Origin of the sequence: Streptomyces sp. NPDC051109 (assembly GCF_044455885.1) — a bacterium.
GTDB lineage: Bacteria > Actinomycetota > Actinomycetes > Streptomycetales > Streptomycetaceae > Streptomyces.
This window is the reverse complement of record NZ_JBITFF010000011.1, coordinates 108,817-121,661: the sequence shown is the minus strand read 5'-3', so window position 1 is coordinate 121,661 and position 12,845 is coordinate 108,817. Positions and strand designations below refer to the sequence as shown.

Here is a 12,845-nt window from a genome sequence, read left to right as displayed (position 1 = left end):
GTGGCGAACAAAAGCATTCCCGACCCCGGCTTCTCCGACGACGACGGCTCCGCCGACCCCCGGCTGAGCGCGGCCCTGGCCGCCTGGTCCGCGGACCGGACGCAGGAGCCACAGGTCCTGGCCGCCCTCAAGGGCGCCCGGCTGCTGGTCCCGGTCGTCGCCGTGCTCGGCGAGGTCGAGACCGACCCGGAGACCGGCCTCAAGCGCGAGAAGACCAGCGACATGGCCGTCCCGACCCTGCGGGCGGGGGACCGGCGGGCCCTGCCCGCGTTCACCTCGATCGCCTCGCTGGCCCGCTGGGACCCGGCCGCCCGCCCGGTCTCCGTACCGCTGCACCAGGCCCTGGCCGCAGCCGCGCACGAGAAGGCCGACACCGTGGTCCTGGACCTGGCCGGCCCCGTCACCTACCAGCTCACCGGCCCCGCGCTGCTCGCGCTGGCCGAGGGCCGCACCGACGCCGGCCCGCTGGCCGACCCCGCGGTGCGCGAGGCCGTACGGGCCGCCGTGTCCGCGGAGCCGGCCGTGCTCCGCGCCCACCTCGGGCCGGGCGGGGCGGACGCCGACGGCACGCTCGCGATCGTGCTCGCCCCGGGGGCGCAGGCCCACACCACGGCCCGCCGCGTCGCCGAGGCCCTGGCCGCCGACGAGACCCTGCGGGCCCGCCTCGTCCACGGGCTGGACCTGGCCCTGCTCCCCGAGGAGGCCCCGGCCCCGCCCGGCGAGCCGCTCTTCACCCGCTGAGCGCCGATACGCGGAAGGGCCGGGGCAGCGCCCCGGCCCTTCGCCGTACGCGTACGGGCGGCTCAGCCGAAGACCGGGCCCGTGAACTTCTCGCCCGGGCCCTGGCCCGGCTCGTCGGGCACGATCGAGGCCTCGCGGAAGGCGAGCTGCAGCGACTTCAGGCCGTCGCGCAGCGGGGCCGCGTGGAAGGAGCTGATCTCGGTGGCGCTCGCGGTGACCAGGCCGGCCAGGGCCGTGATCAGCTTGCGGGCCTCGTCGAGGTCCTTGTGCTCGGAGTCCGGCTTGTCCAGGCCCAGGTTGACCGCCGCGGCGCTCAGCAGGTGCACGGCCACCGTGGTGATCACCTCGACGGCGGGCACGTCCGCGATGTCGCGGGTCATGGCGTCGTAGTCGGGGGCGTCCGGCGTGCTGCCGGCCTCGGTGGCGGGGGTGGGGGTCGCGTCAGTCATGCCTCACACGATAAGCCGGGCCGCGCACGCCGCCGACCGGGCCCCGGGCGGGGCCCCGGCCGGCCCCGGGCGGACGCCTCCGGGTGAGCGGACCCGGCGCGGAATGCTATATTGGGCTGACGACCGGCCGGAGACGCATGTCCCCGGCCCACAAGTGGAGGCTCCGCTCTCCCACCCGACCACCCTCCGGGGCGGCGGGTCACCGGTCAGGTGGCATCCATCGTTCCGTACGGACGATGGAAAGCTGCCCGAGTCTGCGCCCCGCGATCGCACGCGGCGGTGCTCCGGTTGTATTGGAGCCCCTGCCTGTGCCCGGCGGGGCATTTTTCATGTTCCGCCGCGGTTGGTCTGACGACATCAGACGTCAGCGGCTGTCTGCCAGGCAGCCGTGTGGTGCTACCGAGGAGGATCCATCAGCACCGAGCCCCGCATCAACGACCGGATTCGCGTTCCCGAGGTACGACTCGTCGGTCCCAGCGGCGAGCAGGTCGGCATCGTGCCGCTTGCCAAGGCCCTTGAGCTGGCGCAGGAGTACGACCTCGACCTGGTCGAGGTCGCGGCGTCCGCACGCCCGCCGGTCTGCAAGCTCATGGACTACGGCAAGTTCAAGTACGAGTCGGCCATGAAGGCCCGTGAGGCGCGCAAGAACCAGGCGCACACGGTCATCAAGGAAATGAAGCTCCGGCCGAAGATCGACCCGCACGACTATGACACCAAGAAGGGTCACGTCGTTCGGTTCCTCAAGCAGGGCGACAAGGTCAAGATCACGATCATGTTCCGTGGTCGCGAGCAGTCCAGGCCGGAACTCGGCTACCGACTGCTGCAGCGTCTCGCTTCGGACGTCGAGGACCTCGGGTTCATCGAGTCGAACCCGAAGCAGGACGGCCGCAACATGATCATGGTCCTCGGTCCGCACAAGAAGAAGACCGAGGCGATGGCCGAAGCCCGCGAGGCGCAGGCCGCCCGCAAGGCCGAGCGCCAGGGTGTCGCCGCCGACGAGGCTCCTTCCGAGGAAGCCCCCGTCGAGGAGGGCACCGAGGTCGCCTCTGCCGAGGCCGAGGCCGAGGCCGGGGCCGAAGCCGACGTCACCGAGGCCGCCTCGCCCGAGGCACCGGCCGAGGCCTGATTCCGAGGCAGCCTGTCTCGGATCACCGACACAACATGACGCTCCCGGGCGCCGGTCCCCAGCCGGACCGCCGGGAGCGCCACCGACGAGGAGATAACGGCGCTATGCCGAAGAACAAGACGCACAGCGGTACCAAGAAGCGCTTCAAGATCACCGGCTCCGGCAAGGTGCTCCGTGAGCGTGCCGGTAAGCGCCACCTGCTCGAGCACAAGTCGTCCCGTCTGACCCGCCGCCTCACCGGCACCGCGGAGATGGCCCCCGGCGACGCCGCGAAGATCAAGAAGCTTCTCGGCAAGTGACGCCCCTCCGCTCCCCTGCCGGGAGCGGACGGCGTCGAGACCGGGACCCCATCGAATTCGGGCCGTGTGAAGACACCCACGGCCCCGCTACAAGGAGTTAAAAAGTGGCACGCGTCAAGCGGGCAGTAAACGCCCACAAGAAGCGCCGGGCGATCCTCGAAGCGGCCTCCGGCTACCGCGGTCAGCGTTCGCGCCTGTACCGCAAGGCCAAGGAGCAGGTCACCCACTCGCTGGTCTACAACTTCAACGACCGCAAGAAGCGCAAGGGCGACTTCCGTCAGCTGTGGATCCAGCGCATCAACGCCGCTGCCCGCCAGAACGGCATGACGTACAACCGCCTCATCCAGGGTCTGAAGGCCGCCAACATCGAGGTGGACCGCAAGATCCTCGCGGAGCTGGCCGTCAACGACGCCAACGCCTTCGCCGCGCTCGTCGAGGTTGCGCAGAAGGCGCTTCCGGCCGACGTGAACGCCCCGAAGGCCGCTGCCGCCGCCTAAGCAGCGCGCAGCAAGCCCTTCACAGGCTTCAGCCCGGACCCGCAGGCCCCGTGCCTGCGGGTCCGGTGCGTTGTGGCCGATCCACCTGTCGATCCACCTGTTTCGACCCGCAGTACGTACGGAAGCGAGCCGACCGCCATGGGTACCCCCGCCCCCGCCGAGCTGATCTCCCCCCGATCCCCGCGGGTGGCCGCCGCCAGGCGACTGGCGCGCCGCAACTTCCGCACCAAGGAGCGCCGTTTCATCGCCGAGGGCCCGCAGGCCGTCCGCGAGGCCGTCGAGCACCGCGGCGCGGGCGGCGCGTCGACCCTGATCGAGCTGTTCGCGACCGTGGAGGCCGCCGAGCGCCACACCGGGATCATCGAGGCCGCCCTGGCCGCAGGGGCGCGCGTCCACTACGCATCCGACGAGGTGCTCGCCGAGGTCTCGCAGACCATCACCCCGCAGGGGATCGTCGGCGTCTGCCACTTCCTCGACTCGCCCTTCGAGGACATCCTCAGGGCCGAGCCCAAGCTGGTCGCCGTCCTCGCCCACGTCCGCGACCCCGGGAACGCCGGCACGGTGCTCCGCTGCGCCGACGCCGCCGGAGCGGACGCGGTCGTGCTGACCGACGCCTCGGTGGACCTGTACAACCCGAAGTCCGTACGGGCCTCCGTGGGCTCCCTCTTCCACCTGCCGGTGGCGGTCGGCGTCCCCGTGGAGCAGGCCGTCGAGGGGCTCCGGGCGGCCGGCGTGCGGATCCTGGCCGCCGACGGGGCCGGCGAGGACGACCTGGACGCCGAGCTCGACGCGGGCACCATGGGCACCCCCTCGGCCTGGGTCTTCGGCAACGAGGCGTGGGGCCTGCCGGAGGAGACCCGGGCGCTCGCCGACGCCGTCGTACGCGTCCCGATCCACGGCAAGGCCGAGAGTCTGAACCTCGCCACGGCCGCCGCGGTGTGCCTCTACGCGTCCGCGCGTGCACAGCGGGCTCCCGGAGGGTGCCGCTCCGTGACCCCCAGCTAGTAATGTGGCGGCCCGGGGGCCCACTGCGCTACTCGGAGATGTGGGGTACGGGGACATGACCGTCGGTACGAACAGCTCGCCAGGGGCCGCGACGGCGTCCGGGACGCCCTCCCTGGCGGCCGTGCCCCCGCAAGGTGGGGGCCGCGCCGCTCCGGCCGCAGCCGAGCCGCATGAATCCCGCGAATCCTGCGAATCCTGCGAATCCCGCGCATCCCGCGAACCGTGTGACCCGGCTGAAATCCCGGAGTTCGCGGCGCTCGGGATCGACCCCGACGACCTCCCCGACGGGCTCGTCGTCGCCGACGACACCGGCCGGGTGATCTGCTTCAACTCCGCCGCCGCCCGGATCACCGCGCTGGCCCCCGGCGAGGCGCTCGGTGTGCGCATCGACCGGGCGCTGCCGCTGGAGGACCTCGACGGCCGCCGCTGGTGGACGCTGACCGATCCGTACGGGGGCCTCGCGACCCGGCGCGGCCAGCCCGAGCGCAACCTCCTGCTGCCAGGGGGCCGCGAGGTGCTCGTCTCCGCCCGGTACGTGCGCACCCACCCCACCGGCCCGCTGCGCCGCCTCGTCGTCACCCTGCGCGGCACCGAGGCCCGCCGGCGCACCGAGCGCAGCCACGCCGAGCTGATCGCCACCGTCGCGCACGAGCTGCGCTCTCCGCTGACCTCCGTCAAGGGGTTCACCGCGACCCTGCTGGCCAAGTGGGAGCGGTTCACCGACGACCAGAAGCGGCTGATGCTGGAGACCGTCGACGCCGACGCGAACCGCGTCACCCGCCTCATCGCCGAGCTCCTCGACATCTCCCGCATCGATTCCGGCCGCCTGGAGGTGCGCCGCCAGCCGGTGGACGTCGCCACCGCCGTGGGCCGCCACGTCCAGGCGCTCACCGCGAACGGCCAGTCGCCCGACCGGTTCCTCGTACGGGTCAGCTGCGCGCTCCCCGATCTCTGGGCCGATCCGGACAAGATCGACCAGATCCTCGGCAACCTCCTCGAAAATGCGGTGCGGCACGGCGAGGGAACGGTCACCATCGACGTATCGCCGACCAGCCTGACGAACGCAGCGGGCAAGACCGAGAAGGGCACCGCCGTCACCGTGACCGATGAGGGCCCGGGGATCCCCGAGGAGTCGATGGGCCGCGTCTTCACCCGCTTCTGGCGGGGCAGCAAGCGCGGCGGCACCGGCCTGGGCCTGTACATCGTCAAGGGCATCGTCGAGGCCCACGGCGGCACCATCACGGTCGGCCGCGGCCCCGGCGGCGGCGCCGAGTTCCGATTTATCCTGCCCGTGGGCGCGCCGGCCTACCTCACGCAGTAGCCCTGCGGAGGTCTCGCCAGGCGGCCCACGGGCTCCTTCACCCCCCGCGACCTTTAGACTCGTCCTTTGGCACCTTTGGGTTCTTGTCCGAGTCGGTCGATCGAGACTGTCGAGCGGATCGCGCGGGGCTCCACCAGCCAGCCATCGGAAGTACGGGAAGAGATGTCGGCACCGAACAAGTCGTACGACCCTGTCGAGGTCGAGGCACTGAAACCGGAAGAGATCGAGCGCATGCGGGACGAGGCGCTCGCCGCCTTCGCGACCGCCGGCGACCTCGACGCGCTGCGTGAGGCGAAGACCGCGCACATGGGCGACCGCTCGCCCCTGGCGCTCGCCAACCGCGAGATCGGCGCCCTGCCGCCGCAGGCCAAGGCCGAGGCGGGCAAGCGCATGGGCCAGGCCCGCGGCGCCGTGAACAAGGCCTTCGGGGCCCGCACGGTCGAGCTCGAAGCCGAGCGCGACGAGCGGGTGCTGGTCGAGGAGGCGGTGGACGTCACGCTGCCCTACGACCGCGTCCCCGCCGGTGCCCGGCACCCCCTGACCACGCTGATGGACCGCATCGCGGACGTCTTCACGGCCATGGGCTACGAGGTGGCCGAGGGCCCCGAGGTCGAGGCGGAGTGGTTCAACTTCGACGCCCTCAACTTCACGCCCGACCACCCGGCGCGCCAGATGCAGGACACCTTCTTCGTCCAGGGCCCCGAGGGCACCGAGGGCGACGAGTCCGGCGTCGTGCTGCGCACCCACACCTCCCCGGTGCAGGCGCGCTCGCTGCTCGACCGGGAGCCGCCCGTGTACGTGGTGTGCCCGGGCCGGGTGTTCCGCACCGACGAGCTCGACGCGACGCACACCCCGGTCTTCCACCAGGTCGAGCTGCTCGCCGTGGACGAGGGCCTGACCATGGCCGACCTCAAGGGCACCCTGGACCACATGGTCCAGGCGCTCTTCGGCAAGGACATGACCACGCGGCTGCGCCCGAACTTCTTCCCGTTCACCGAGCCGTCCGCCGAGATGGACATGCAGTGCTACGTGTGCCGCGGCGAGTCGGTGGGCAACCCCGACCGCCCGTGCCGCACCTGCTCCAGCGAGGGCTGGATCGAGCTCGGCGGCTGCGGAATGGTCAACCCCAAGGTGCTCATCGCCTGCGGTGTGGACCCCGAGAAGTACAGCGGGTTCGCCTTCGGGTTCGGCATCGAGCGGATGCTGATGTTCCGCCACAACGTCGAAGACATGCGAGACATGGTCGAGGGTGACGTCCGGTTCACCCGGCCGTTCGGGATGGAGATCTGATGCGGGTCCCGCTTTCTTGGCTGCGGGAGTACGTCGACCTGCCTGCGGGCGAGACCGGTCGTGACGTACAGGCCAAGCTCGTAGACGCAGGCCTTGAGGTCGAGAGGGTCGAGCAGCTCGGCGCCGGCCTCAAGGGTCCGCTGGTCGTCGGCCAGGTGCTGACCATCGAGGAGCTCGAGGGCTTCCGCAAGCCGATCCGTTTCTGCACGGTCGACGTCGGCCAGGCCAACGGCACCGGCGAGCCGCAGGAGATCGTCTGCGGCGCCCGGAACTTCTCCGTCGGCGACAAGGTCGTCGTGGTCCTGCCCGGCGCGGTGCTGCCCGGCGACTTCGCGATCGCCTCGCGCAAGACGTACGGCAAGACCTCGCACGGCATGATCTGCTCCGGTGACGAGCTGGGCATGGGCGACGACGGCACCCACGGCATCATCGTGCTCCCCCCGGAGCACGAGGTCGGCACCGACGCGATCGAGCTGCTCCAGCTCGTCGACGAGGTCCTCGACATCGCCGTCACCCCGGACCGCGGCTACTGCCTGTCGATGCGCGGTGTGGCCCGTGAGACCGCCACCGCGTACGGCCTGCCGCTGCGCGACCCGGCGCTGCTCGACGTGCCCGCGCCGAACTCGTACGGCTACCTGGTCAAGATCGACGACCCGGCCGGCTGCGACCGCTTCACCGCCCGTACGGTGACCGGCCTCGACCCCGAGGCGAAGTCCCCGATCTGGCTCACCCGGCGCCTGCAGAAGGCCGGCATGCGCCCGATCTCGCTCGCCGTCGACGTCACCAACTACGTGATGCTCGAACTGGGCCAGCCGCTGCACGCCTACGACCGCTCCCGCCTGGACGGCGCCATCGGCGTGCGCCGCGCCGAGCAGGGCGAGAAGTTCACCACCCTCGACGGGGTCAAGCGCACGCTCGACGCCGAGGACCTGGTGATCACCGACAACAGCGGGCCGATCGGCCTCGCCGGCGTCATGGGCGGAGCCAACACCGAGATCGCCGACTCCGTGACCGACCCCGAGACCGGTGCCGTCACCGGCACCACGGACGTCGTCATCGAGGCCGCGCACTTCGACGCCCTGACGATCTCGCGCAGCGCCCGCCGCCACAAGCTCGCCTCCGAGGCCTCCAAGCGCTTCGAGCGCGGCGTCGACCCGCAGGCGGCCTCCGCGGCCGCGCAGCGGACCGTCGACCTGCTCGTGCTGCTCGCGGGCGGCACCGCCGAGGCCGGGGTCACCGAGCTCACCGCCCCGGGCGCCCCGCGCACCATCGCGATGCGCGCGGACCACCCGGACCGGGTCGCGGGCATGGACTACGGCCGCGAGACCGTCGTCCGCCGCCTCCAGGAGGTCGGCTGCGACGTCTACGGCCAGGACGAGCTCGTCGTGACCGTCCCCTCGTGGCGTCCCGACCTCGCCGAGCCCAACGACCTCGCCGAAGAGGTCATCCGGCTGGAGGGCTACGGGAACCTCCCGTCGACCCTGCCGAAGCTGCCCTCCGGCCGCGGTCTGACCGCCCGGCAGCAGCTGCACCGCCGGGTCGGCCGCGCGCTGGCCGGCGCGGGCTACGTCGAGGCGCTCAACTACCCCTTCGTCGGCGAGGGCGTCTTCGACCAGCTCCAGCTGCCCGTGCACGACGCGGCCCGCCAGGTCGTCAAGCTGGTCAACCCGCTCTCCGACGAGGAGCCGGCGCTGCGCACCACGCTGCTGCCGGGTCTGCTGGGCGCGCTGCGCCGCAACGACAGCCGGGGCAGCCACGACCTCGCCCTCTTCGAGACGGGCTCGGTCTTCCGGGCCGGCCGGCAGCCGGGCGTCGCCGTACGACTGCCCGTCGACCGGCGTCCCACGGCCGAGGAGATCGCCACGCTGAACGCCGCCCTGCCGGCCCAGCCGCGGTACGCCGCGGTCGTGCTGGCCGGTGCGCGCGAGCAGGCCGGCTGGTGGGGCAAGGGCCGTCCGGCCGACTGGGCGGACGCGGTGCAGGCCGCGCGCTCGCTGGCCGCCGAGGCCGGCGTGGAGCTCGTCGTGCGCCAGGGCCAGTACGGGCCGTGGCACCCGGGCCGGTGCGCCGAGCTGATCGTCACCCTGAACGGGGTGGAGACGGTCATCGGCCACGCCGGTGAGCTGCACCCGCGCGTCGTCAAGGCGATGGGCCTGCCGGCCCGTACCAGCGCCATGGAGCTCGACCTGGACCGCCTCGCGGCGGCCGGGGGCGGGGTCGTGGAGGCGCCCCGGATCTCCACCTTCCCGGTGGCGACCCAGGACGTCGCGCTGATCGTCGACGCGTCGGTCCCGGCGGCCGACGTCGAGGCCGCGCTGCGCAAGGGCGCCGGCGAACTGCTGGAGTCCCTGCGGCTGTTCGACGTGTTCACCGGCGAGCAGGTCGGCGAGGGCAAGAAGTCCCTGGCGTACGCGCTGCGCTTCCGCGCGGCCGACCGCACGCTGACCGCGGAGGAGTCCACGGCCGCGCGCGACGCGGCGGTGGCGCTCGCGGGCGAGCGCACGGGCGCGGTGCTGCGCGGGGCGTGACGGTGTAACCGCCCCGCCGCCGCGGCGGATCGAGGCACTGAGGGGCATATCCGGACCTGCGGATATGCCCCTCACTCATTTGGGTGAGAACGCCGGTGACCCGTGTCCACGGATGCGGCGGGTCGACAGAATCGTTGCGGCCGAGGGGAGGCCGTAACGATGATCACGTGTCGGGAGATGCCCCAGGTGCGTCGGGCGTGCGTCCTCGCATGGGGCGGCGCCGCAGTGTCCTGGGAGCTGACCACCCCGGGGCCGCTGGGCGCCAGCCTGGCCAGCTGCGCGGCGTTCCTGTTACTGGCCACCGGATGTGCGCTGCACGTCCGGCACGGGCTGATGGCCGAGCTGCGGCGCTCGCAGGAGATCGCGGGCGCGGCGCAGCGGGCCCTCCTGCGGCCGCTGCCGGGCCGGATCGAAGGCCTGACGCTGGCGGCGGCGCAGCTGTCGGCGAGCCGGGGCGCCGCGGTGGGCGGCGACCTGTACGAGGCGGTCCCGACGGCGTACGGAGTGCGGGCGGTGATCGGGGACGTACGGGGGCACGGGCTGCCGGCGCTGGGAGCGGCGGCGGCGGTGCTCGGTGCCTTCCGGGAGGCGGCGTACGACGAACCCGCGCTGGGCGGGGTGCTGGTGCGGATGGAACGGGCCCTGGCCCGGCACGTCCGCGACGCGGAGGGGGCGTCGCCGGAGGAGTTCGTGACGGTGCTGCTGCTCCAGATCGCGCAGGACGGCTCCGTGCTGGCCCTGAACTGCGGCCATCCCTGGCCGTACCTCCTGCGCGAGCCGCAGCCGCTCGAGCCCTGCGGGGCCCCGCCCCGCCCCGTCCCCGCTCCGTTTCCCGGGGCGCAGCCCCGGACCCCGCGCCGGTGCGGGGCCGTTGCCGGAGGCCGGCCCCCGGACCCGCGGGTCCGGGCGGAGCCCGGGAAGCGGAACAGGGACGGGACGGGGAAACGCTCCGCGCGGCGGGGCTCGGACGTACGGACCCTCGACGGGGGTGACACCTTGCCACCGCTCGGTGTGGTGCCCGTGCGGCCGGACCTCCAGCCGCAGGACTGCGGGCAGTTGTGGCCCGGCGACGTCCTGTTCCTGCACACCGACGGCGCCGAGGACGCCCGCGACGCCGCAGGGCGGTTCTTCCCCCTGCGCAGCGTGCTCGCAGGGCAGCCCGCGGACACGCCCGCGCGGCTGGTCGCGGGCGTGCACGCCGCCCTGCTGCGCCACACCGGCGGGCAACTCACCGACGACGTCGCCCTGCTGGTGCTGCGCAGCGACCACGGCGATCGCGGCTGCTGACGAGGGGACCGCACACCGGGCCCGGTGGGAGGGCCCGGCGCGCGGTCCACGACCCCTGCCGGGGCCCGGCGACCAACCGGGCGCCGGCGGAGCCGGAGCGCGCCGCCCGCCTGCCATGGAGTGTCGGGCAGACAGCAAGGCGGGCGGCGCGGTGCGGGTCGTCGCACTGTACGAGGGGGAGCCGACGACCCGAGCTGCCTCTTTGGTGAGGCTCTTAAGTGAACCGCTCCCAGGGCTCGTTGCGGCAGAGTGCGTATCGCATTTATGCGCGTTCTTGGTTCACACCCCGTGTGAATCAAAAGGAAGTGCACCCCGGGTGAACCGCGCACCCACTAGCCTGAGACCGAAGAGCCCTTGGAGGGGCCCATGCAGCCCAATGCCCTTCTCGACGCCCTCCTCGCCGAGGCGGGCATGTCACACGCCGGACTCGCGGCGCACGTCAACCAGGCGGGCCGCACCCGCGGGCTCGCCCTGCGCTACGAACACACCGCCGTCACCCGGTGGTTGAGGGGCCAGCGGCCGCGCGGCCAGGTGCCCGACCTGATCTGCGAGGTGCTGGGCGGCCGGCTCCGCCGCCCGGTGTCGCTGGACGACGTCGGGCTCGGCGTGCCGGGCCAGCCCGTCTCCCCGCACGGCTCCCCGCTCAGCGGCTTCGTCGACCGGGCCGCCGCCCTGTGGCGCTCCGACGAACAGGGCCGCGTCCAGCTGCTCGACGCCGAGGCCGTCACCGGGACGCCCGCCGTGATCCCGGTCTGGGAGTGGGAGAACCCGCCCGAGGACGCCGACGTCTCCCGCGACGGCCCGAACCGGATCGGCCCGGAGCACATCGAGATCCTGCGGGCCGCCCGCGCGCACTACGAGCTGATGTACCGCCGGGCGGGCGGGGTGGCCACCCGGGCCCGGATCGTGCGCTTCCTCGGCAGCGAGACCGCCCCGATGCTGCGCGGCAGCTACCCCGACGGGCTCGGCCGCCAGCTGCACCGGGCCACCGGGTCCCTCGTGGCGGTGGCCGGGATCTGCGCGTACGACTCGGACGCCCACGGGCTCGCCCAGCGCTACTTCCACCAGGCGCTGCGGCTCGCCAAGGCCAGCGGCGACCGGGGGCTCGGCGCCTACGTCATCGCGCTGATCGTCAACCAGTCGCTGCACCTGCGGGAGCACCGCCAGGCCGTTGCCTTCGCCGAGGCCGCGCTGCGTGCCGCGGGCCGGCACACCACCCCCGCCCTGGCCGCCGACCTCTACGCCATGCAGGCCAAGGCGTACGCCCAACTCGGTGACACGGACGCCGCGTTGGCCTGCATCCGGAATGCCGAGGCGGCCGCCGAGCGGATCCGGCCCGGGACCGAGCCGGACGAGACGGGGTACGTACAGCCCGGGCTGGTCAACGTACAGGTGGCCGAGGCGCTGCTCAGCCTCGGTGACCTGCACGCCGCGCACGAGCAGGCGACGGCGGCGGTCGGGACGCCGGCGCACGACCGCGGGCGGGTCCACCGGCTGGCGATGCTGTGTGAGATCCAGCTGCGCCAGGGCGAGGCGGACCGGGCGGTGGCGGCCGCAGCCGAGATGGCCGAGCGGGCCAAGGGCATGGAGTCGCTGCGACTGCGGGACCGGCTGCGGGCGGTCCGGGAGCAACTGCTGACCAGCGGATGTTCCGGAGCGGAAGAGACCGCGCAGCTGATCGACGGGGCGCTGCGCGTTCCCCTGTGAGCCCGCGAACTGCTGCCATGTTGCCACCTACTCGAACGGAAGGTGGCACGACCGTGCAGTGGACGAACCTGAGTGAGCAGACCGTGTACAAGAACCGCTGGTTCGATGTGAACCTCGCCGATGTGGAACTTCCCGACGGCCGGCACCTGGACCACTTCGTGATCCGGCTGCGGCCGGTCGCCGTCGCCACGGCCGTCAACGAGGCCAACGAGGTGCTGCTGCTGTGGCGGCACCGGTTCATCACCGACAGCTGGGGCTGGGAACTGCCCGCCGGCGTGGTCGAGGACGGAGAGGACATCGCGGCGGCCGCTGCCCGGGAGATGGAGGAGGAGTCGGGCTGGCGGCCCGGGCCCCTCCACCCCCTGATGACCGTCGAGCCGGCCAACGGGCTGACCGATGCCCGCCACCACCTCTACTGGGCGGACGGGGCGACGTACATCGGACACCCCGAGGACGACTTCGAGTCCTCACGCCGCGAGTGGGTGCCGCTCAAACTGGTGCCGGACATGATCGCGCGCGGCGAGGTCCCGGCCGCCAACATGGCGGCCGGGCTGCTGCTCCTGCACCATCTGCGGCTCGGCTGACCCCGCCGGCC

General features: G+C 72.9%; 12 protein-coding genes. 11 read left to right on the top strand and 1 reads right to left on the bottom strand.

Annotated elements, in window-relative coordinates; translation table 11 throughout:
* The gene (locus ACIBAD_RS21415) at nucleotides 1-741 is read left to right on the top strand and encodes an SseB family protein (RefSeq protein ID WP_398908049.1); all 741 of its coding nucleotides are present in this window, start codon (nucleotides 1-3) and stop codon (nucleotides 739-741) included.
* A 62-nt stretch (nucleotides 742-803) separates the two neighbouring features.
* Here the strand turns inward: ACIBAD_RS21415 and ACIBAD_RS21410 are convergent, their stop codons facing one another.
* Nucleotides 804-1,190 (bottom strand): DUF1844 domain-containing protein, encoded by a 387-nt coding sequence (locus ACIBAD_RS21410; RefSeq protein ID WP_053688768.1) that lies wholly within the window; start codon nucleotides 1,188-1,190, stop codon nucleotides 804-806.
* Between the two features lie 388 nt (nucleotides 1,191-1,578).
* Here ACIBAD_RS21410 and infC point away from each other — a divergent pair, with 388 nt between their 5' ends.
* The 10 genes from infC (at nucleotide 1,579) to ACIBAD_RS21360 (ending at nucleotide 12,834) form a co-directional block, all read left to right on the top strand.
* The gene (gene infC, locus ACIBAD_RS21405; protein ID WP_398908048.1) at nucleotides 1,579-2,316 is read left to right on the top strand and encodes a translation initiation factor IF-3; all 738 of its coding nucleotides are present in this window, start codon (nucleotides 1,579-1,581) and stop codon (nucleotides 2,314-2,316) included.
* Between the two features lie 104 nt (nucleotides 2,317-2,420).
* Nucleotides 2,421-2,615: a 50S ribosomal protein L35 gene (gene rpmI, locus ACIBAD_RS21400; protein WP_030294400.1), complete on the top strand. Its 195-nt coding sequence runs from the start codon at nucleotides 2,421-2,423 to the stop codon at nucleotides 2,613-2,615.
* Between the two features lie 104 nt (nucleotides 2,616-2,719).
* Nucleotides 2,720-3,112, top strand: a complete 393-nt coding sequence (rplT, locus tag ACIBAD_RS21395) for a 50S ribosomal protein L20 (RefSeq protein WP_030860181.1) — start codon at nucleotides 2,720-2,722, stop codon at nucleotides 3,110-3,112.
* A 138-nt stretch (nucleotides 3,113-3,250) separates the two neighbouring features.
* The gene (locus ACIBAD_RS21390; RefSeq protein WP_134074737.1) at nucleotides 3,251-4,117 is read left to right on the top strand and encodes an RNA methyltransferase; all 867 of its coding nucleotides are present in this window, start codon (nucleotides 3,251-3,253) and stop codon (nucleotides 4,115-4,117) included.
* Nucleotides 4,118-4,172: 55 nt separating this feature from the next.
* Nucleotides 4,173-5,438 (top strand): ATP-binding protein, encoded by a 1,266-nt coding sequence (locus ACIBAD_RS21385; protein WP_398908047.1) that lies wholly within the window; start codon nucleotides 4,173-4,175, stop codon nucleotides 5,436-5,438.
* Nucleotides 5,439-5,600: 162 nt separating this feature from the next.
* Nucleotides 5,601-6,728, top strand: coding sequence for a phenylalanine--tRNA ligase subunit alpha (pheS, locus tag ACIBAD_RS21380; RefSeq protein WP_134074735.1), 1,128 nt, complete (start codon nucleotides 5,601-5,603; stop codon nucleotides 6,726-6,728).
* Entirely contained in the window at nucleotides 6,728-9,256 is a 2,529-nt protein-coding gene (gene pheT / locus ACIBAD_RS21375) for a phenylalanine--tRNA ligase subunit beta (RefSeq protein WP_398908046.1), read from the top strand. Before pheS ends, pheT begins: the two co-directional genes overlap by 1 nt.
* Before the next feature lie 177 nt (nucleotides 9,257-9,433).
* Nucleotides 9,434-10,543: a PP2C family protein-serine/threonine phosphatase gene (locus tag ACIBAD_RS21370; protein ID WP_398908045.1), complete on the top strand. Its 1,110-nt coding sequence runs from the start codon at nucleotides 9,434-9,436 to the stop codon at nucleotides 10,541-10,543.
* Between the two features lie 366 nt (nucleotides 10,544-10,909).
* Nucleotides 10,910-12,250: a transcriptional regulator gene (locus tag ACIBAD_RS21365; RefSeq protein WP_134074733.1), complete on the top strand. Its 1,341-nt coding sequence runs from the start codon at nucleotides 10,910-10,912 to the stop codon at nucleotides 12,248-12,250.
* Nucleotides 12,251-12,303: 53 nt separating this feature from the next.
* A complete protein-coding gene (locus ACIBAD_RS21360; protein WP_134074732.1) occupies nucleotides 12,304-12,834 on the top strand; it encodes an NUDIX domain-containing protein in 531 nt (176 codons plus the stop codon).
* Nucleotides 12,835-12,845 lie beyond the last annotated feature (11 nt).

Bases quoted from the DNA above. Each gene is read 5' to 3' on its own strand.
- ACIBAD_RS21410 (WP_053688768.1), bottom strand. From the start codon at position 1,190: ATGACTGACGCGACCCCCACCCCCGCCACCGAGGCCGGCAGCACGCCG.
- rpmI (WP_030294400.1), top strand. From the start codon at position 2,421: ATGCCGAAGAACAAGACGCACAGCGGTACCAAGAAGCGCTTCAAGATC.
- ACIBAD_RS21390 (WP_134074737.1), top strand. From the start codon at position 3,251: ATGGGTACCCCCGCCCCCGCCGAGCTGATCTCCCCCCGATCCCCGCGG.
- ACIBAD_RS21385 (WP_398908047.1), top strand. From the start codon at position 4,173: ATGACCGTCGGTACGAACAGCTCGCCAGGGGCCGCGACGGCGTCCGGG.
- pheS (WP_134074735.1), top strand. From the start codon at position 5,601: ATGTCGGCACCGAACAAGTCGTACGACCCTGTCGAGGTCGAGGCACTG.
- pheT (WP_398908046.1), top strand. From the start codon at position 6,728: ATGCGGGTCCCGCTTTCTTGGCTGCGGGAGTACGTCGACCTGCCTGCG.
- ACIBAD_RS21370 (WP_398908045.1), top strand. From the start codon at position 9,434: ATGCCCCAGGTGCGTCGGGCGTGCGTCCTCGCATGGGGCGGCGCCGCA.
- ACIBAD_RS21365 (WP_134074733.1), top strand. From the start codon at position 10,910: ATGCAGCCCAATGCCCTTCTCGACGCCCTCCTCGCCGAGGCGGGCATG.